This is a genomic window from Balneola sp., from assembly GCA_002694685.1.
Lineage (GTDB): Bacteria > Bacteroidota > Rhodothermia > Balneolales > Balneolaceae > Gracilimonas.
In genome coordinates, this window is record NZMW01000001.1 from 331,377 (window position 1) to 352,422 (window position 21,046).

18 protein-coding genes are annotated in these 21,046 nt (G+C 40.4%); 6 read left to right on the forward strand and 12 right to left on the reverse strand.

Features of this window, described 5'->3' with window-relative positions; genetic code table 11:
* Positions 1 to 17 precede the first annotated feature (17 nt).
* From CL667_01350 to CL667_01360, 3 genes are read left to right on the forward strand one after another with little or no spacing between them, the layout of a single operon-like run.
* Positions 18 to 3,908, forward strand: a complete 3,891-nt coding sequence (locus tag CL667_01350; protein ID MAL16328.1) for a hypothetical protein — start codon at positions 18 to 20, stop codon at positions 3,906 to 3,908.
* Positions 3,909 to 3,940: 32 nt separating this feature from the next.
* Positions 3,941 to 4,249: a hypothetical protein gene (locus CL667_01355; GenBank protein MAL16329.1), complete on the forward strand. Its 309-nt coding sequence runs from the start codon at positions 3,941 to 3,943 to the stop codon at positions 4,247 to 4,249.
* Positions 4,242 to 4,583, forward strand: coding sequence for a hypothetical protein (locus tag CL667_01360; GenBank protein MAL16330.1), 342 nt, complete (start codon positions 4,242 to 4,244; stop codon positions 4,581 to 4,583). The genes CL667_01355 and CL667_01360 overlap by 8 nt, the downstream gene beginning before the upstream one ends.
* Before the next feature lie 8 nt (positions 4,584 to 4,591).
* Here CL667_01360 and CL667_01365 read toward each other — a convergent pair whose 3' ends face one another.
* From CL667_01365 to CL667_01375, 3 genes are read right to left on the reverse strand one after another with little or no spacing between them, the layout of a single operon-like run.
* Positions 4,592 to 5,461, reverse strand: coding sequence for a hypothetical protein (locus CL667_01365; GenBank protein ID MAL16331.1), 870 nt, complete (start codon positions 5,459 to 5,461; stop codon positions 4,592 to 4,594).
* Between the two features lies 1 nt (position 5,462).
* Positions 5,463 to 6,008 (reverse strand): hypothetical protein, encoded by a 546-nt coding sequence (locus CL667_01370; protein ID MAL16332.1) that lies wholly within the window; start codon positions 6,006 to 6,008, stop codon positions 5,463 to 5,465.
* A gap of 1 nt (position 6,009) precedes the next feature.
* The gene (locus CL667_01375) at positions 6,010 to 6,420 is read right to left on the reverse strand and encodes a hypothetical protein (protein MAL16333.1); all 411 of its coding nucleotides are present in this window, start codon (positions 6,418 to 6,420) and stop codon (positions 6,010 to 6,012) included.
* A 111-nt stretch (positions 6,421 to 6,531) separates the two neighbouring features.
* Here CL667_01375 and CL667_01380 point away from each other — a divergent pair, with 111 nt between their 5' ends.
* Together CL667_01380 and CL667_01385 are read left to right on the forward strand one after the other, a co-directional pair.
* Positions 6,532 to 7,077, forward strand: coding sequence for a hypothetical protein (locus tag CL667_01380; protein MAL16334.1), 546 nt, complete (start codon positions 6,532 to 6,534; stop codon positions 7,075 to 7,077).
* Between the two features lie 211 nt (positions 7,078 to 7,288).
* The gene (locus CL667_01385; GenBank protein ID MAL16335.1) at positions 7,289 to 8,374 is read left to right on the forward strand and encodes a hypothetical protein; all 1,086 of its coding nucleotides are present in this window, start codon (positions 7,289 to 7,291) and stop codon (positions 8,372 to 8,374) included.
* Between the two features lie 23 nt (positions 8,375 to 8,397).
* On the opposite strand, the gene CL667_01390 is transcribed toward CL667_01385, so the two are convergent.
* From CL667_01390 to CL667_01430, 9 genes are all read right to left on the reverse strand, one after another.
* Complete coding sequence (locus CL667_01390; GenBank protein MAL16336.1) at positions 8,398 to 10,092, reverse strand: hypothetical protein; 1,695 nt, start codon at positions 10,090 to 10,092, stop codon at positions 8,398 to 8,400.
* Between the two features lie 61 nt (positions 10,093 to 10,153).
* Positions 10,154 to 11,704: a glutamine-hydrolyzing GMP synthase gene (locus CL667_01395; protein MAL16337.1), complete on the reverse strand. Its 1,551-nt coding sequence runs from the start codon at positions 11,702 to 11,704 to the stop codon at positions 10,154 to 10,156.
* 76 nt (positions 11,705 to 11,780) lie between these two features.
* Positions 11,781 to 12,161, reverse strand: coding sequence for a glycine cleavage system protein H (gcvH, locus tag CL667_01400; GenBank protein ID MAL16338.1), 381 nt, complete (start codon positions 12,159 to 12,161; stop codon positions 11,781 to 11,783).
* A gap of 1 nt (position 12,162) precedes the next feature.
* Positions 12,163 to 13,515, reverse strand: coding sequence for an acetyl-CoA carboxylase biotin carboxylase subunit (accC, locus tag CL667_01405; GenBank protein MAL16339.1), 1,353 nt, complete (start codon positions 13,513 to 13,515; stop codon positions 12,163 to 12,165).
* A gap of 9 nt (positions 13,516 to 13,524) precedes the next feature.
* Positions 13,525 to 14,001 (reverse strand): acetyl-CoA carboxylase, biotin carboxyl carrier protein, encoded by a 477-nt coding sequence (accB, locus tag CL667_01410; GenBank protein MAL16340.1) that lies wholly within the window; start codon positions 13,999 to 14,001, stop codon positions 13,525 to 13,527.
* Between the two features lie 9 nt (positions 14,002 to 14,010).
* Complete coding sequence (gene efp / locus CL667_01415; GenBank protein MAL16341.1) at positions 14,011 to 14,580, reverse strand: elongation factor P; 570 nt, start codon at positions 14,578 to 14,580, stop codon at positions 14,011 to 14,013.
* Positions 14,581 to 14,647: 67 nt separating this feature from the next.
* Complete coding sequence (locus CL667_01420; protein ID MAL16342.1) at positions 14,648 to 15,994, reverse strand: sodium-dependent transporter; 1,347 nt, start codon at positions 15,992 to 15,994, stop codon at positions 14,648 to 14,650.
* Between the two features lie 44 nt (positions 15,995 to 16,038).
* Positions 16,039 to 18,078, reverse strand: a complete 2,040-nt coding sequence (locus CL667_01425; protein MAL16343.1) for a pullulanase — start codon at positions 18,076 to 18,078, stop codon at positions 16,039 to 16,041.
* Between the two features lie 37 nt (positions 18,079 to 18,115).
* Positions 18,116 to 20,155 carry a methionine--tRNA ligase gene (locus CL667_01430; GenBank protein ID MAL16344.1) on the reverse strand — a complete coding sequence of 680 codons (2,040 nt, stop codon included), beginning with the start codon at positions 20,153 to 20,155 and terminating at the stop codon, positions 18,116 to 18,118.
* 137 nt (positions 20,156 to 20,292) lie between these two features.
* On the opposite strand from CL667_01430, the gene tmk reads away from it, so the two are divergent.
* The gene (gene tmk / locus CL667_01435; protein ID MAL16345.1) at positions 20,293 to 20,895 is read left to right on the forward strand and encodes a dTMP kinase; all 603 of its coding nucleotides are present in this window, start codon (positions 20,293 to 20,295) and stop codon (positions 20,893 to 20,895) included.
* The last annotated feature ends 151 nt before the right edge of the window (positions 20,896 to 21,046 follow it).

Below are 21,046 nucleotides of genomic sequence, written 5' to 3' on the forward strand. Positions count from 1 at the left end.
GGAAAATTTATTCCAGTATGTCTCGAATGCTAAAAAGCATTTCTATTGCTTTTTTACTTATTGGAGTGCTGCTTATTTCAAGTTGTACTGATAATGATCCTTTTATCAGGACTTTAGACGTCAATGCTCAATCTCCAATTGTCATGGTACTTAAAAATCAGGCAAATGATTTTAGCACTGAAGTATCTGCACAGGTTGTAAAGGCTCTTGATTACACTAAAATACCTTATCTAACCATCGACCTTGGCATTATTTCCCGAGAATTTTCTATTCCAAATAGTGTAAGAAGTCTCGTTATTACTACTGATAGGGTGCAAGAACTAAGAACCGAAGATTTTGAGGAATTAGTAGAATTTGTTGCCAGGGGGAATTCAATTGTTTTGACAGGCCCCGTTAGTTCACAGAATTTTGCATTCCTACAAGGCTTAAAGACTGATACAGAGTATAATGTGGATTCACTAAGCGTCGGATATAAGCTCTTTAGTAAAGCTTTTCCGGGTGTAGAAGGCATGACCTACAATTACGATGGATTACTACCTCATTACGGTTTACTAGCTGAGGAATTCAAAAGCTCAGTAAACATACTGGCAAGTACAGCTACAGATGAGAATCAACCTTTTATTGTATCTAATAAAATTGGATTAGGTGAAGTAATCACTATAAACAGTTATGTGTTGGGAGGGAAAATATACAGAGGGATTATTTTCTCATCCATCCTTAAAGGATTACAAGGGGTTCCTTATCAGGTTGCCAATGTGAGTACTATTTTCCTGGATGACTTTCCGGCTCCGTTATACAACCAGAAGCTTCCTCCAATTGATGAAGAGTATGATGTGACCCATGCCGAGTTTGTTAGTAAAATCTGGTGGCAGGATATGCAGGCATTTGCAGATACCTTTAATATCGATTATTCAGCTATGACGGCATTTAACTATAACGCTAATGTCGTTCCGCCGTTTGATTTTCAAGAGTGGCGACAGGGATCAATAATTTATAATCAAAATATTGTACAAGGGAGCATTTTCCTCGCGAATGATGTGAAGAATACTCGGCATGAATTGGCTTTTCACGGATACAACCACTTCTCACTGTGGGAGCAGGATTGGGATAACATCAACTTTATGATTTCATCCCTTCAGGCTGCACGTAAAAGATGGCGAGTTGATAATCTTGGTAAACTACCCACTAATTATGTGCCCCCGACTAATGAAATTGATTCAGTTGGTATTCTTGCAATCACCATTGGTATGCCGAGCATAAGATATATGAGCTCTCTTTACTTTGGTGTTCAAGAAGAAGGGCAGGGAAGAGAATTCGATCCTGATCCTTACGCTCCGGGTCAATTGTTTGACTATCCGAGAGTTACAAGTGGGTTCACCATGAACGAAAATTCCCTGCTTGACCAACAGGGCATGCAATTAGTTACAGGGATATGGAACCATTTTATTCATCCTGATGATGTGTTTCAGGTTACACAACGAGCGGAAGATGAATTTACTAGCCGAAACCCTCTTGGGCTTGGCTGGAAATCTTCCCAAGAATATGACTATGGCTTATATCACCTTTTTCGGGATCGGGTACAATTCACCATGGAACATTTTCCAAAAAGCCGTTTTGTTACTGCTACTCAGGGAGGCAAGAGAGCTGAAGATTGGCGAAGAAGATTGACTAAATACACACAATCCGGAGCTTCTTTGAAGGTGAACACATCCTTTAGAGCAAACTATATCCCGAAGTTTCAAGATAGCACCAAGTACTGGTATATGTATGTAACTGAAGATCAAGCTCTGGAAACTGAGTCAACTTTGAGCAAGCAAGGTTTAAGCTATCAGAGAACAGAAATTTGGGATGGATATCTTTACCAGTTCAGTACTGAAAGTGAAATCTTTTTTGTGCCTAATTTTGAAAAATCATATTACTTTGATCAACAATTTGTAAGGAACTTAGTTCGGGATCAGGTGGGAAATTATCAGCAGTACCTGGTCGCTTCTGGTGGGTTTAGTGGTTCCGGAGAGGAATGGAGAGATACCCGGCTTGAAGATGCTGTCAGAGCCTGGAGGATGAATCCTCAAAGCGTTGCAAACCAGGAGAATTTAATCACACTCAGTACAGAGTTCAACCAGATGTCCAGAGCTATAACCATTTTGGAAAATCGACTCTTAAACAACGAGAATTGGTCAGAGCGAGATCAGGAAAGGTTGTTGACATACTATGGTTGGGAAGGCATGCAAACACGTGCTGAACTATTTTTGGAAGATCTGTGGGCTAAATATGCTTCAATGCAAGTAATAGCCTTAAAAAATCAAGCAGTTGCTGCTTTGGGTTTATTCGGAGAAGATTTTGAAAGAAGGTGGAGACAACGAGAACTTCAGCTAAATCCTGATGACTACAACACCTTATTAAACTATACAAAATCTATTGAAAGCCAGGAAAACTGGCCGGAAATGAAAGAGAACCTGAGACGATTGTTAAGCATGAATCCAGAAACGGATTCATTATACGCTTTTGCATTGCAGAGATCGTTTTACTACGAAATCCCGGACAGCACCATGGATTTTGTTGAGGAGTTTTCTACTTCATCATACCCACAGCTGACTCCTTTTGCCTCAAACTTAGCATTTATGTACGCATTTAATGCCAATGATTTCCAGCAGGCTTTATTCTGGGCTAATAATGCTCCTAATTTTGACGAGCGATTGAAGCTCTACTGGCTTGGTCAGCTTAACTACGATGAGCTTTATATTGCTCAAGCAAAGAAAATGATAACAAATAGCCCTGCAGATGATAGTCTAAGATCATTTATAGGTACTAATTTATTCTATCAAGGATTGGCAGAAGAATCTTATAAGGTTTTATATCCCTTATTCGAACGCCAAAATACTCAGGGTTTAGCTGCCGATACGCTCATGAGGAATGAAATTGGCTATTTGTCTTACGATCAGAAGAAAGACTTCTACAAAAGATACCCTGAGTTTTTTGATGAAGACCAGGAAGGAGATCTTCAGGACGAATACAGAAGAAATCGGGGAGTCAAAGCAACAGTTTTTGGTGAATACCGGGATGACAATTTTGACAATACATTTGGAAGAGGAGGAGTTTCTGTTGAGATTGGGAATCGAAGGAAAAACACCCATTCTTTTAAATCAGAGTACTTAATTTTCTCTGATAATGCAACCCAAACCAGCACAGTTTTTAATTATCAGGGGCTCGGTTATGAGTTCGCTCACCGGTCAGATGACCAGCAATTTCAATTCAGAGCCGGACCTACGGTCTTATTTGGGGAAGGTGATTTCATTCCTGAAGCACTGGTTTCAGTGGGGTATTCGAAGGACTCTTCATTTACCTCTGTACAACTTACCGGAGGAGCAGAACTAACATCAACATCTCTTCAAAATGATTATTATCAGAGTCAACTTCAGGTTTACCGACAGGACTATTGGTTTGACGGGAATATTACGACTGCGCTTTCTGCATCTGGTAAGTATTTCACGAATAACGTATTTCGGTATGGAGCGCAGGGCAGAGTAATTCTTGACCTTATGGAATCGAAATGGAAGTTTAGACCACTTGGCGAAGTTAGTTATTCAGATGCGACACAGAGTTTTATAAGTGGTATTCCTTATTATACTCCTGACCAATATTTTGCACAGGGTATTGGATTAGATTTACAATATCGAAACCCAAATACCTTTGAGTATAGGACACAGCTTACGGGAGAAATAATGGGTAGACATGAACGCCGTGAAGGTTTCTTTTTCTCTGGAAGACTAGAATTTCAGCATAAATTCAGAAATTTCTGGGAGTTTGGCTTAGGAAGTGAAATTTCGACAAGCCAGGTATATCGATCGAATAGAATTTTCTTTACACTCTCGTATTATTTTCCGAAAACATTAATTAGCAGTGAATAGAAACATACAGTAAAAGTACTCGTAACCAAGCTATGCGCTACGTAAGAAAACATCTTGAATGGATGGTATTTGGATTCGGAATTCTACTACTTGGCTTAATGAGCCCTGAAAATACAGGTACCTCATTGTGCTTTTTTGAGTGGATTGGAATCGAATTTTGTCCCGGAGAAGGTCTTGGGCATTCAATATCCTATACTTTTAGGGGAGACTTTTCAGCTGCAATGCAAGCGCATTTTGCAGGACCATTTGCAGTGGCTATCCTAAGTTCAAGAGTGATTTATATTTGGCGTAAACTCTATCAAGATTCAAAACTAACTACAAAGAAGGAAACACATGGCTAATGTAATTGATCATCTACCAGAAATTGAAGGCGATGAATCACTCTACGTGGGGAAATTATTTTCCGATCTAACAGACGAACAAGCATCAAAATTCGCATCAGTTTATCGCTCCAGAAGAAAGGATCCACAGACAGTACTCATAACTTGTATACTTGGCTTTTTCCTGATTGCAGGAGTACACAGACTATTACTGAACCAAATTGGAATGGGTATTTTGTACATATTTACTGGTGGACTATGCCTGATTGGTACTATAGTCGACCTGGTCAATTACAAAGATATGGCTTTTCAATACAATAGGAATGTTGCTCAGGAAATACGTTCATACGTTTAAAAAGAGTTCTATTTACCAATTCCGAAAAATCGATTGATATTAAATCCGAAACGGAAGTCCATATCTAAGATATTGGTATCTGTTCGGGTTAATAGGTGTTGTTCAGTAAACCACTGTCCTGTCATCATAAAAAGCTGGAATACGTGTCCACCGGTATCAATTTCATAAGAAATAGCCATATGATTGATGGTGCCCGGATTCCGGTCTCCTACAACTGGTAGGTACTCAAAAGCGAAAGATTTACGATTGTTCAATTTGTATCGTCCACTAATTCCAACACCGAATGTAGTATGATTTGGGGTAGGGATTCCATCTTCTAAAACCAAGGTGTTAAAATGAGCAACCATAGGACTTACTTGAAGGCTGAAATTTTCATTAAACTTTCTTGCTATCATTAAAGAGCCTAGGTAATTGAGCCGCTCTGTAAAGGTGTAATCAAATCTTCTTTCTTTCTGTGTTGTTACGCCAATATCACCCTTAAAAGCAATTTGAACAGGCACTTTGTCCGACTTAAGTTGATGCAGTAGGATATATTTGGTTCTGAAATCAACGGTATTTTCAAGACCGCTTCTGCCAATTCCAATATCCCATCTGTCCGTTAAACCATAATCTATACCAAGACGAACAGCAGCCCCGCCGTCGATCCCAAAAAAGTTCTCAATTCCGGTTGAGAAGAGTCCGAAATTATGCATCACCATAGAGTTTAGGTTCTTTGCCGGCAATCCTTCAACAGTACTGATACCGGCAATACTACCCGATAGGAATATATCTTCAACAGGTCCGTCTTGAACAGCACGCTTTCGCTCCATCTGTGCCTGTAGTGTTTGTATTCCGAATAAAAGTATTGGGATAAGGAGAGCGGTTTTCTTAAAGCTCATATTAGTTTTCAGTTGGTTTTAGTAGGGCTTCAATTTCAATTTTCTGTTCCTGGTCTACCTTCACAAAAAGTAAACTAGGTGGGACAATATCATAATCTTCAAGTTCCAGGACCCAATTTGCGGTTACCATTAGGCCTTCCGGAGTCATCTGTAAGGTGCCATCAATAGTTACTTCGCGGCTAACTCCGTGAATCTTAAAATCTCCCGTTACTTTAACAGGTTGTTCGCTGGTATCATCGGGATTAAAATCTGTAGCTAGTGAACCGAAAAACTCAGCAAAGGGAAATTTCTCGGTTTCAAGAGTTTCCTTCATATCTCGATCTCGCTTTTGTATTCCAGTGTCGAGAGTGGTTAAGTCCAGATAGAAATCAACGGTTCCATCTTCCAGGTTTACTAAACCAGTGAGGAAATCAGAACTGCCGGTAAAGGTGTGAAGGGGTACTTCAGAGTGAAATATAGCAGTGCCGCTATCAGTCATATATTCCTGAGCATTTGCTATGTTGGCGTAAATAAGTAAAAAAAGGAGGGTCGTAATTACTTTCTTCATTCTAGTTGTCCTCAGCTCCGCCTGTAATCCAGGCTCTTATTTGGTTAATTTCAGTAGGGGTTAAACTACTTCTTCCTAAAGGCATTCGAGATCCAATTTCAGGGTTAGCTTCGATTTTATCTACCAGTGGACTGTCATCAGGATTACCGGGTACAACAATCTCAGTTCCATATTGTGAGCCAATGCTGTTCATTGTGGCATTATAGGATGAAACATTTACTCCATTTATGGATGAACCAACGTGGCATCCGCTACCGCCACAGCTGGAAGTGAAAATAGTCTGGATGTCAGCGGAATAACTGACATCTTCCGGATCTATGTCATCTGTTGTTTTTAAATTTTCTACATTGTTAATGCAGTTTGAGAAGAGTAGCAATATTGTCAGTAAGGAAAGTAGTAAAAGGCTACGCATGTTAGTCTTGGTTAAAAATATTTTTAGTTACTTGTAATAAACGTTGAATGTTAAACTATTTCAATCCATTTATGCAATTATTAATACGCAAACAATTATAAGACAGATGTTATGAATTCAAATTCAAGAAATGAGTCGCGAAAACTTCTAAACAAATTTATCAAAAGTGAGAGCTTGATTAATCATTCTGAAATGGTTGCTCAGGCAATGGAAGCTTATGCAATTTCTCTTGGTAAAACTAATGACGAAATAGAGGAGTGGTGGCAAGCAGGATTGTTACACGATCTCGACTGGGAAAAATACCCGGATGAACATCCCCATAAAGCAATTAATGAGATATTGCCTGATGCCGGGTACTCAACAGATGTTATAGAAGCAATTAAAGCTCATGCCCCTAAGCGGACAGGAAAGAAACCTGAAACTGAAATTGAACGCTATCTTTTTGCTTGCGATGAATTATCAGGATTTATGAATGCAGTTTCTCTAATGCGTCCCAATAAGTTTGAAGATATGAAAGTTAAATCGGTGACCAAGAAGTTAAAGGATGCCAAGTTTGCGGCTAGTGTACCTCGTGAGGATATCAGGGAAGGGGCTTCTTTAATCGGCAAAGAGTTAAATGATCATATCCTGTTTATGATAAATGTATATCGATCATAAATTCATAGACAAAAAGAAACCCGGACCGATCAGGATCCGGGTTTTTTTCTTTAGGGCATTTGGTGCTTATGCAGCATCCAAAAGCTCTTTTGCTCTTCGGTGAATGGTTACGACCTACAGTTTCCAATGTTTCAGTTTATTCGAAAATTATTCAGAATATTAAGTTAGGCTTCAAACTTCTCTTTTAATTATCAATTTGTATCTTTAGCGCATGAACCTGCAGAAAGAAATATCCCTGACAAAACCTGAACTCGTATCGACTCTGCTCATTTTTGTGTTGATTTTAGTCGCTGTTATGAGTTCTCGTTTAACTCGGCTGACCTCTAACTCCTCCATTGAATTTGAAGAAGAGGTAGAGATCATTTTGTCTGAAAACTCCTCGCTTTCTGATCTTCAGTCTCAACTTGAGGCGAAGTCCATTGAATATGATAAAGATGAGATAGATTGGGCTGCTCGTCTACTGGGGTGGCGAAATTTACAGCGTGGACGTTATGTATTTGAGGGTAATTACTCTTACAACAGTTTCCTTTCTAAAATGGCGAGGGGAATACAAGACCCTGTTTCTACGGTTATACTACCGGGTATTACGCAGGAAAGATTAGCAGCATCGGTTTCTAAAAATTTGAGTTTTAGTTCAGAAGAACTCGAAGAAGTCTTGAAAGATTCTTTGTTTCTTTTAGAAAAAGGATTGAGTGAGCAAGAGTTGTTTGGCCGGATGTTACCGGAAACCTATTTAGTTTATTGGACAAGCTCCCCAAAAGAATTTGTCAGTAAAGTACTGAGAGCTTTCAATGAATCTGTTACCGATGAATTTAGAGCTCAAGCCAAAGAACGTGGCCTAACGATTAACGAAGTTGTCACGATGGCTTCTATTGTTGAATGGGAAGCGTACAATCAGGAAGAAAAGTCAACAATAAGTGGGCTCTACTGGAATCGCTTAGATCGTAGAATGAGACTTCAAGCCGATCCAACGGTAAACTTTGCAATTGGAGAAAGAAGACGGCTTTTATTTGAAGATTATCAGGTTGATCATCCTTTCAATACCTATATGAATAGTGGTTTACCACCAGGACCCATCACCAACCCAAGCCTTTCAACTATCGAAGCGACTTTATACCCTGAAGATCATGATTTTCTTTATATGGTTGCTAATCCTGAAGGTGGGCATGTTTTCACCAGAACTTTCCAAGAGCATCAAGTAGAAAGCGAGAAATGGAGAATCTGGCTTAGAGAACAGTACAGAATTAAGCGAAGAAGGGAAGCTGAACAGCAAAGGGAAGAGAAAGAAACCCGTTAAATAAAAGAACCTCTTTCAAGCCGTTATTCCTGATTACTAATCCGCTTAATTTTTACTTCCTGATTAATGTGGGTATTTCTAAAGCTGACATTGGTTATTAAGCCTCTATAGTTATTAAACTTCTTCAAGCCTTCTTTCAGGTACGCTGGGTTTTGAACTCTTTTTAAAGTCTGCAACACCACGTTTGCAGCATCATACCCAATAAAGGCGAAACGATTGGGATCCATATTAAAACGTATCCTGAATTCACTTTCAAAATCTTCAATGTCTGTATTGCCCGGGTCTCTTTCAAAAGTTTTGGTATAGTAGATTTCAGTATCCGGTAAATTTCTGTTTTGCAGATCAACCGTTTCCCACTCTTCAGATCCTAGAACCGTCATATCGATATCTATGGCCTCTAAATTTGTTAAGAGAGAGCTAATTAGAGTCTCAGCAATATTTCCTGTGAATGGGGCGTAGACTGCGTCAATACCATAGTTAAAAACGGTATCGACTTCAGGATCAAAGTTTGTCATATACTTACTGATATCGTATCCATCCGATTCCAAGTCTTCTACATAGTATCGAACAACTTCTCCACCCAAGACTCGCGCTTCATCAAGAAAGGCTAAAGCTGAGGGTTCGCCGAGAGAGCCACGCTCTGCAATTACAGCGAGAGTGTCGTACCCAAGGGTTTGAATGGCATAGCGAGCCATTTTCTTGCCCTGGACGGCAAAGGTTGGATTAAGCTGATAGGTATAGTTTAAATCTAAATTGAGACTATCCGAGTTTGCGAGAGGAGTGAGCATGGGAATCTCATAGTTTTCCGCATAGGCTGACATTCCTTTAGCCACTTCAGAGAATAGAGGGCCAATAATGACATCCACATCGTGATTCCAAACCAGCTCATTAGCAATATTTGCTGCTTTTGAAGCTTTAGCTTCGGTATTTTTATAGGTAATGAATGACTTTACATCACTATTTTCACTATTAAATTTTTCAACCGCCAGCTGAATGCCAAAGTACAAGTGTTGAGGAATCTCAAATTCTGATGTTTCAATATTAAATTCCGGGAGAGCAACACCAATGTTATAAGCTAATCCGGATGGCGCTTTGGTGTATCTGTTTGGATTGTACCTCTGCCAATAAGCAGCAGAATCGCTAAGTAAGGTTTCAATTGAGGCATAATCAGCTGTATCAGAAACGGTAGATTTCTTGTAGGCATTAAATAAAGCTTTAGCAGATTCTAGTTCCAATACTCCAACACCGGCTTCAACAAGGTCTAACCGAACCTCATCATAATTTGATGACCGAAAGGCTGTAAACCGTTGATCGAGAGTTAAGTAATTCACTACATCACGATAAAAACTAAATGCAGCTCTGGAAACAGAGGGTGACTTAGAATCCTGCTTGAGTTCATGCAGGAGGTCAAGAGAAGCTGCAAAATTCTTTAATTGAAATTCAGCTAGTGCTTTAGTGTATTTAGCCTCTGCAAAAACGTCACCTGAGGTGCTATCAACAAGATTTAAATAGTGCTTTGCTTTGATGAAGTTATTAAGGGCAAAGTAACTTTTACCGGCAAATAGATTAGCGGTAGGGGCGTCTGAATTCTGAAATATGCGAAGTGCACGTTCGTAGTTGCCTTCTTCATAAAATTCAATCCCGGTTTCAATGGATTGACCTTGAACTGAAGTTCCAAAAATAATTATGAGTGCAAAAGAAAAAAGAAGTCGTTTCATCAAGATGTATAGATTGGTTACCTGATTTATAACTTGGCTCAAGCTAAAAAGTTCTGATAAATTATTCCCACTCGATAGTAGCCGGTGGTTTTGAGCTTATGTCGTAAACTACGCGATTAATCCCTTTAATTTCATTGATAATACGATTGGAGACATCGGCAAGAAATTCGTAGGGGAGGTGAGCCCAGTCGGCGGTCATCCCATCAAGGCTTGTTACTGCTCTTAATGCAATTGTAAACTCATAGGTGCGTTCGTCACCCATCACACCAACACTTTGTACTGGGAGTAAAACGGCGAGTGCCTGCCAAACTTCATTGTATAATTTTTGCTTCTTAAGCTCTTCAACAAAAATAAAATCAGCTTCTCTCAGTAAACTTAAGCGCTCTTTGGATAGGTCGCCGATCACTCTGATTCCTAATCCTGGTCCGGGGAAAGGGTGACGACCAATAAAGTGTGAAGGTATTCCTAAGGTTCTTCCAACTTCACGTACTTCATCTTTAAATAATTCTCGAACAGGCTCAATGAGATCAAGCTTCATCTTTTCAGGGAGTCCGCCAACATTATGATGTGATTTTATAGTAGCAGATGGTCCTTTAAAGGATACACTTTCGATGACATCCGGATATAGGGTGCCCTGAGCTAAATATTTGAAATCAGTATCCTCGCCAATTTCATCTTCGAAAACATCAATGAATGTATTCCCGATGATCTTACGTTTTTCCTCGGGGTCAGAAATGCCTTCTAATCGTCCAAGGAATAATTCAGTCGCATCTACGCCACGGACCGGGAGGTTTAAATCTTTTGTATAGAGATGCATGACTGACTCAAACTCATTCTTTCTTAACAAGCCATTATCAACAAAAACGCACTCTAACTGATCACCAATTGCTTTATGTAGTAGCGTAGCAACAACGGTTGAATCAACCCCACCTGAAAGGGCGCATAAAACCTTATCATCTCCAACCTTTTCTCGAATGGATTGAATTTGCTCGTCTATGAAAGATTCTGATGTCCAGTCACCTTTTAGGTCGCATATATCATAAGCGAAATTCTTGAGGAGTTGTTTGCCAAATTCTGTGTGAGCAACTTCGGGATGAAACTGAACTCCATAGATGTGATTTTCCTTGTGCCGTACTGCTGCTACTTTAGCATTGGTTGTATGACCAATAACTTCATAAGAAGAAGGTAATTCATGAATATGATCTCCATGACTCATCCATACGACGCTGTCTTCTTTTATATCTTTAAGTAAGTCTTCGCTATTATCAATAAGTAGATTTGCACGGCCATATTCTCTCTTTTCGGCTTTTTCTACACTTCCCGGAATTTCAGTATGGGCGAGCAGTTGTAAGCCATAGCAGACTCCCAGAATTGGTATATCCCAGTCCAGAATTTCTGTTTGAAGGCCTGGTGCATCGTCATCGTTTACACTTTTCGGTCCACCTGATAAGACTATTCCGGAAGGAGTAGGGGTGGAAACGTCTTCAAGATTTACATTGTAGGGGTGAATTTCACAGTAAATCTGAAGTTCGCGCAGCCGACGTGCAATTAACTGAGTAAACTGTGAACCGTAATCTAGGATGAGAATCCATTCCGAGTGTCGGCTATGCATGTAAATATTTTATTAGAGAGTGAGTAAAGTCGAAATAGAAAAGCCGGATAATTCTAATCCGGCCTAAATAATATTGTTAAGCAATTACTTCTTCATATTCTTCAGCAGATAGGAGATCATCCAACTGAGAGGTATCAGTAAGTTTTATCTTAACCATCCAGCCTTCGCCATAAGGATCGTCGTTAACGAGTTCAGGCTCATCTTCAAGCTTCTCATTAATTTCAATAACCTCACAGTCAACAGGGGCGTAAAGGTCAGAAACCGTTTTAACAGCTTCTACAGTACCAAAGGTATCGTCTTTATCAAATTCTGATCCTTCAGGTTCAAGTTCAACAAATACAATATCTCCAAGCTCACCTTGAGCAAAGTCGGTTATACCGATAGTGGCAGTACCGTCGCCATTATCTTTAATCCATTCGTGCTCTCGGGTATATTTAAGATCAGCTGGTAGGCTCATTTTAGTCTTCTTTTGCTATAAATTTAAATTCTCTTTCTAAATACTTGGTATCAAACTTGCCTTTAATAAAATTTTCATCATCCATAAGCTGGATATGGTAAGGAATAGTGGTTTTAATACCCTCTATAATGAATTCCTTAAGTGCTCGCTTCATTTTTTTGATCGCATCTTCACGAGTAGGAGCACTAACAATCAGCTTGGCAATCATAGAATCATAGTGCGGAGGAATACGATATCCGGAATAAGCATGAGTATCTAAACGCACTCCATGGCCACCGGGTGGATGAAAAACCGTTACTTCTCCAGCAGAGGGCCGAAAATTATGAGCCGGATCTTCAGCATTAATTCGGCACTCGATGGCATGATTCGTAAACTCCAGCTCGAATTCAGGAAGTTTCTCTCCTGCAGCAACACGAATTTGCTGTTCGATGAGGTCAATGCCTGTTACTTCTTCAGTAACCGGATGCTCAACCTGAATTCGTGTATTCATTTCCATGAAGTAGAAATTATGGTCATCATCAACCAAAAACTCTACAGTACCGGCTCCTTCATAATTTACAGCTTTTGCTGCGTTGGTAGCAGCATCACCCATTCGTTTCCTGAGCTCAGGAGTCATGAGTGGGGAAGGAGATTCTTCGAGTACTTTTTGATGTCTCCGCTGTAAAGAGCAATCACGCTCGCCTAAATGAATGTGATTTCCATGTTGGTCAGATAAAACCTGAATTTCAACGTGGTGAGGATTAGTAACAAAGCGTTCGATATAAACAGCAGGGTTATTAAAAGATGTCTCTGCCTCGCTTCGACACATCTTGTAATTCTTTTCAAGCTCTGAAGCTTCCATAACCATTCGCATACCACGCCCGCCGCCGCCGGCAGATGCTTTGATAATAACTGGATAACCAATTTCATCACAAACGCTTTTCGCTTCTTCGTAGCTATCAACTTCACCTTTACTTCCAGGAACAACGGGAACGTTATTCTTGATCATTGTAGCTTTAGCTACAGCCTTGTCACCCATGCGGTTAATGGCATCAGGTGATGGACCTATAAATTTCAGGTCGTGCTCTCCACAGATACGTGAGAATTCAGCATTTTCAGAAAGGAATCCATATCCCGGGTGTATCGCTTCTGCATTTGTGATTTCAGCTGCTGCTAAGATACTTGGGATCTTCAGGTAACTCTCTTTTCCTGGGGGAGGTCCGATACAAACGGCCTCGTCAGCAAATTTCACGTGCAGACTGTCAGCATCAGCGGTAGAGTAAACGGCTACCGTTTTGATGCCCATTTCCTGGCAAGTGCGAATAATTCGCAGTGCAATTTCTCCTCGATTGGCAATCAGAATTTTTTTGAACATGAAAGCCGCTTAGTCTTTTTTGATTATGAATAATGGTTGTTCGAACTCAACAGGCTGTCCGTCTTTGGCAATAATTTTTTTGACAGTACCTCCGAATTCAGCTTCTATTTCGTTCATAATTTTCATGGCTTCTACAATACACAGCGTATCACCTTTAGAAACTTTATCTCCAACTTTCACAAAAGGATCAGAATCGGGAGATGGAGACTCATAGAAAGTTCCTACAATTGGTGAGGTAACTGTATCGCCATCAGCAGCCTCGGAAGAGGAGTCGTCCTGACCAGAAGAAGGTGCGGCAGGTTGCTGAGTTGCAGGAGCTGCCGGTTGTGCCGGAGGTTGAGGCGCAGCAGGCTGGGTATAGCTAACCTGTTGAACTTCTCCTTGTTTTTTAACTTTAATTTTGAAGTCGCCTTCTTCAAGAGAAACTTCATTAACATCGCTATCAGCGATGAGGTCTAAAATATTTTTAATCAGTTTTAAATCCATGATATCTTATTATTTAGCTCGTTCTAAGTATTCTCCGGTTCTCGTATCAACTTTAATTTTTTCGCCTTGGTTGATGAATAAAGGCACATTAACAGTAGCTCCAGACTCAAGGGTGGCAGGTTTGCTTCCGCCTTGCGCGGTATCACCTTTAAGGCCAGGATCAGTTTGTTCAACTATCACATCAATTTGATCTTTTGGCTCGGCAAGTAAAATAGACTCTTCATCTGCATTTAGAAGTACTTTGCAGGATTGTCCTTCCACAAAATAACCCTTTCGATCAACCTGACTGGCGTTAATAGGAACCTGTTCATAGGTTTCGTTGTGCATCAGATAGTACAGTTCACCGTCATTATAAAGGTACTGATACTCGTGGTGCTCAATTCTAACCTCTTCGGCATTTTCACCTGAGCGCCAGGTTTTATCTATATTTTTTCCGTTTAAAATTCCCTTTAATTTTGTTCTTACAAAAGCAGGGCCTTTTCCGGGTTTCACATGTTGGAACTCAGTAATTGAATAGAATTCTCCATCCATATCCAGAACCATGCCGTTTCTGAAATCTGATGTTGATACTTTTGACATTCTTTAATTTTCCTCTAATAAAATTTCGCTCAAAAATACTACCTGACCGCTTGGATAACAAACGTGTTTAAATGAAATTAGAAATCAGGTTGTAAAGTATGGCAGCCGGACAAATATACTTGATAAATATCGGCCAAACCTTCACAAATAAAGTTTGTTTGATTCCTGCAAAGCCATATTCCATTTCATTGATTGCGTTATCCGTAGTCCAAAAGTAGCCCACAAAAATACAGATTAAGAATCCACCCAATGGAAGACCTATACTGCTGAATAGGTAATCGAATAACCCAATAAGGGAAGGGAAGAAGGCTACTACAATTGAAACAACAAGAATAGATAGACCAACCGACCAGGCTGCTTTTTTTCGCTTCACTTCAAATTCATCAATAACATAGGAAACCGGTACTTCCAATAATGAAATTGTAGAAGTCAGGGCAGCTATGCTTAGCAGAAGGAAGAACGTTACTCCCAGAATCAATCCCACTGCGCCACCAATAGTGTGGAATAGTGCGGGAAGTATCTGAAATACAAGGTCTGTACTTGAAGCTAAAGACCCACCAGCATTAATATTAATTCCCTGGCTTTGCGCTAAGTACATTGCTGGAACTATCAGAAGCCCTGCAAGGAAAGCGATCCCAACATCAGCAAGTGTTACAAAAGCGGCAGCTTGTGGGATATTCTCCTTTTTATTGAGGTAAGAACCGTAAGTAATCAAAGCACCCATCCCTAAAGAAAGAGAAAAGAAAGCCTGACCCATGGCCGAGAATATTAAACCGGCATTGATTTTACTGAAGTCAGGCAACAGATAAACACTCACACCTTCAGCGCTACCAGGCTGCATCAATACGTAAATGATCATGATGACGATAATACCAATAAGTAAAGGCATCATCATTTTTGTGGCGCGTTCAATACCATCACTAACCCCACCGGTAATAATTTTAATGGTACCTAACATAAACACAGTAGCTATAATCGCGTTTCTGAAGCCATTATTGGTGTCGGTGAGCCAATTAGCAGCGGTATCCCATCCGAAGTAGAAGAAAATCTCTTCAAAGGCGAAGCCAAATGCCCAACCAGCAATTACGGTATAAAAGGAGAGAATCATCACTCCACAAATTACACCCCACAGACCTACTAAGGGGAAGAATTTATTAGAGCTAATAGCTTTAAACGCACCAACGGGGTTTTTACCAGATCGGCGTCCTATTGCAAGCTCGGCTGCCATCACGGGAAAGCCAATGGCAAATGTACATATCAAATAAACCAACAGATATGCTGCGCCACCTTCGGTTGCAACTTTTGTTGGGAAAGCCCAGATGTTACCGAGCCCTACTGCAGAACCGGCAGCAGCTAATATAAAACCAAGTTTTGAATTCCAGGAACCGCGATCGGTTGTGGTTGTTTCAGCCAAGTGTTTTCCTCCTTAGGATGATTAATTTAGAGTCGTAAAATATTTTAAGCTTTGCTCACACGCAACTTTCTTAAAACGATTCCTGAACTAGCCGGAACGTGCAATGATTTTTCTACACTTTGCAAGGTCTTAAAGCCGGCTTTATCAGGATTAATGATCACTTCCCAGTAACCACTGGGAAGAATAATTTCGTGTGCGTGGTCTTTATTCGCGTTCAATGATACAAAGTAATCATACATATCACCTGAACTTTTTCCGTCAATTGAGAATGTAACATGAAGCGGATCGTTATAAACTTTGAAATTTATTTCTTCCGGTTTAGCCTTCCTTAGAGCTGGGGCATTTAATCTCAGCTTAATTAATCCTTGATAGTATTTGAATAAAGATTGGTTGATGGAAATTTCATTGAAATTCAGCCAGTTCGTCTCATCATCCTTATTGTAGGTGTCACGGTCAATTTTACCTTTTTTGGGATCAACGCCGGCGGGATCTTGGACTACTTTTGAGCGAGCCCATTCCTGCCCGGCATGCATCATTGTTATTCCCTGAGACACAAATAAAGAGAGAGCAGCAAGTTTGGATATCTTCATTTCCGTCTTAGAAAGTGTGGTTATCTGACTTTTATCATCAAAGACCTGCTCGGCTTTGGCATGATCTAATGCAATTCTGATATGATCCCCAAGTGTATACCCGTCGTGGCTTTCTATGTAGTTTACTGAATGGGCGGAATGATTAAATAAACCGTGCTCTCCAGATTCCAGAGTTCCTCTAATCAGGTTTTCAAGACCATATCGAGTCATCGACGGGTCAAGGTTACCAAAAACAAATCCTTTACTTTCGGTAGGGTGATATCCTTTGAAGCCATTTCTGATTTTATCGTTCCAAGAAGCCCAACCGTGATCGGAAAATCCTTGAGGCTTATAATCACCGCCCCAAGGTTCGGCAATAAGGATAACATTGGGATTGATCTTCTGAGCTTCCTCGCGGATTAAATCAATTGTTTCCCAGTCTATAATGCCTGCTAAATCAAATCTAAAACCGTCAATATGGTATTCGGTCATCCAGTGCTTTACTGATTCAACAATCAGTTCACGGCTTTGTGCAGCCTGGGTATTAATGTCATTACCGGTCCAGCTGTCATTCAGGAAGTTTCCTTTTTCATCCAACCGGAAGTAATGATCTTTAGCGGTGTATTTGAGGGGATTTAAATCATAATGAGAGGCATGATTATACACTACATCCATAATCACAGAAATTTCCTCTTTATGCAGAGCCTTCACCAAGTCTTTAAGTTCTGATTCAGCTTTGGTTGATTTCCCTGTAACGGCTCCGGGAGTTAAATCTGCGTCTGAAGCATAAATGGTTTCCGGGGCAAAGAAAAAGGATGTCATATAGCCCCAATAATTGCGGGCGTAAGGGTTCCAGGTGTTTTTAATGCCTTCTTCCGTCTTTTCGTTAAAAGGAGGCTCAAAAAAGCCAAATTTCTGTAATGGAAGGAATTCAACAGCATTTACGCCAAGCTTCTTTAGATGCTTTATTCCACCGACTTCTGCTTCCCTGAAATCATTATAGATTCCCTGAACATATGTTTTCGCAGAGGAGTGAGCCACCATATCCTTAATATGTGTCTCGTAGATGATCAGATCTCTTGGATCTTCAGGAGCAACAAAGTTATCACCTTCCCAGTCATACTGGGCATCATCTGTGATCTTTGTTTTAGGGAATTGAAGGTGATGATTCACAGAAGTGACATGACGACTTCTCGGATCTGCGATAGGGTAGTCAGTTTTTATGAAAGCCGGATCATCAGATGGCCCATCTAATTTATAAGCATACCATTTATTGATGAAGTTATCCTGAATAATTGTTTCCCATATCCCTTCATCACTTCGCTGAAGTGGAAAAGACAGTCCTTCTTTAGCTTCGTACCTATCATATATAACGACCACTACTTCAGTAGCTTTGGGAGCAAAGAGCCTAAAAATCGTCTGATTGTTATCGATACTGTAACCAAGGGGATAATTTTCTAACCCACTAACAGTACAGTCTTTTATGTCGTCTGAAGAAATACTCAATGTGTTCAATTATTTAGGAAGAATGTGAAATCAGGAATGCAAATGATTAGGTAATCGGACTTCCCGGTTCAGCTTCTGTTTCAACAAATTTGAGATTGCCTTCAGAATCTTCAGCCATCAGTATCATACCCTGACTTTCAACGCCCATCAATTTCTTAGGAGCCAGATTTGCTACCACACTTACTTTTTGTCCGGGCAGATCTTCTGCTTTGAAGTGCTTTGCTATTCCTGAAACAATTTGCCGTTTCTCAAGTCCGATGTCTACCGTAAACTTCAGGAGTTTATTAGATTTTTCGATTTTCTCTGCCGTCAGGATTTTACCTGCACGCAAATCCAGCTTCATGAAATCTCCGAAGTCAATGTCATCTTTGAGTTCCGGAACGTCAGGTGCTGGGTCAGCGGCTTTAGCTTTGTCGTGTAGTTTTTGAATTTGTTCTTCGATGAGTTCGTCCTCAATTTTATCAAATAATATATCGCCCTGGATTACAGGAGTTCCTTTTTCCAGCATATTTGGGGTGATATCATCCCAGCTAAAATCATCATTTAAGCTGAATTGGGATCTAAGCTGCTTCATTTTGGCTGGGAGAATCGGGTCAAACAAGCAGGAGAGTGCCGCGCTGATCTGCAAGCTAACATGCAAGGTGTTTCCACATTTGATCGGCTCTTCTTTGCGGGTTTTCCAAGGCTCGGTTTCGGTGAAATACCGGTTTCCAATTCGAGCCAGGTTCATAGTCTCGTTAATTGCTTCCTTAAATCGGAAGTTTTCATAAGCCTGAGTGACTTTCTCTTTCTGATCTTCGATTGCCTGCAGCGTTTCTTTATCCAGATCAGAAGGTTTTATCAATTCCGGTACTTTTCCTTCCGCATAGTTTGCAGTGAAGGAGAGAGAACGGTTGGTGAAGTTCCCTAAAACATCAGCCAGCTCTGTATTGATACGGGTTTGAAAATCTTTCCATGAAAAATCAGAATCTTTTGACTCTGGAAGAGTAGCCCCTAATGCATAGCGAAGTAAATCAGGTTCAAATTCATCGACCTCTAAATATTCATGTAACCAACCCGCCCAGCCTCTGGATGTGGACAGTTTCCGTCCTTCTAAATTTAGAAACTCGTTGGCAGGTACGTTTTTAGGAAGCACATAATCGCCATGCTCCATTAATACCACGGGGAACATAATGCAGTGGAATACAATATTGTCTTTTCCAATAAAGTGGTACAGCTCGGTATTCTCATCCTGCCAGAAGTCTTTCCATAGCTCTGGTTTTCCTTGTTCCTGAGCCCATTCTTTGGTAGCCGATACGTATCCAATCGGAGCATCAAACCATACGTATAAAACTTTTCCTTCAGCTTCTTCCAAAGGAACGGGAACGCCCCAGCTTAAATCGCGGGTGGCGGCACGATCGGCAAGCCCGTCGTTGAGCCAGCTTTTTACCTGACCCATTACATTAGGCTTCCAATTCTCACGGGTCTCAATCCATTTTTCGAGCTTGGGTTGTACATCACCAAGCGGCATGTACCAATGTTCAGTCTTTTTCAGTTCAGGTTTCTCACCGGATAAGGCACTGACAGGATTTTTGAGCTCAGTAGGGGAAAGAGAGGTTCCACAGTTTTCACACTGATCACCGTACGCTTCTTCAAAACCACAATTCGGGCAAGTTCCTTTTACATAGCGATCCGGAAGAAACATATTCTTTTTAGGATCATAAAGCTGTTCTTCCGTTTTCTTCTTGAAGAACCCTTTATCATAAAGAGTTGTGAAAAATTCCTGAGATGTCTCATGGTGCACTTTAGAACTGGTGCGACCGTAGTAATCGAAAGTAATCCCGAAATCTTCGAACACTTTCTTATTCATTCCATGATAACGATCCACAATATCCTGTGGGGAAACGCCTTCCTTCTCGGCAGCTATGGTAATAGGCACACCGTGCTCATCCGAACCGCAGATGAAAGCTACATCGGCGTCAGTTCTTCTTTTATATCGAGCATAAAAATCAGGGGTGAGGTAGGCTCCGGCAAGGTGACCAAGGTGAATAGGTCCGTTAGCATAAGGAAGCGCCGAAGTAATAAGAATTCGTTTTTTATTGGGCATGAATGAGTTTTATCCGTCTTTTTACCGAAGATAAGAAATGGTAGGTTTAATGTTTAAAAGCGATTAAAATTTATTGAACTAGTATTGCCGAGTAGAAACAAATTTATCTATACCTCATTTCTCCTTAACTTTGCTACATGCTAATTACATTTGAAGGAATAGACGGAAGCGGGAAGTCTACACAGATTTCCCTGTTAAAAGAAAAACTTATTGAGTTGGGGCATAGAGTAGAAGTATTTCGGGAGCCCGGAGGGACTGATGTCTCGGAAATGATTCGCGGAATGCTTCTTAATCCTGAAATAGATATTGATCCGGTTACAGAGCTACTGCTGTTTTCATCTGCTCGTTCACAGCTGGTTGCAGAGAAAGTCAGGCCATTATTGAAGGAGAACGTTATTGTTATTCTGGATCGTTTTTATGACTCTACAATTGCATATCAGGGGTTTGGTCGGGAAAGCATGCCCATCGAACAAATTCACCAAATAAATGCTGCGGCCACTCACAAAATGATCCCTGACTTTACCTTCTATCTAAGATTGAGCTTAGAAGAGGCAGCTGAGCGCACCAAGAACTTTGAGAAGGATAGGATGGAACTCTCAGGAGACTCCTTTTATAAGCGAGTTTTTGAGGGCTTCGAACATTTAGCCCGTACAGAATCCCGATTTAAAACAATAAATGCAGGGTTAGCTCCCGAATCTATACATGCTGAGATATTTAATATTCTGAAATCAGCGCTTTAAGAAATGCTTTATAATTAGAATAGGCGCTATTTTTGTGCATAAAAGAGAGGTATAGTAACATTTTTTTTTAAAACTTTACGCCTATTTCTTTTTTTATAGCCAATGGTCATTGAGGCTTAATCTTTTTATCCGTAAATTTAGAGCAATCTGG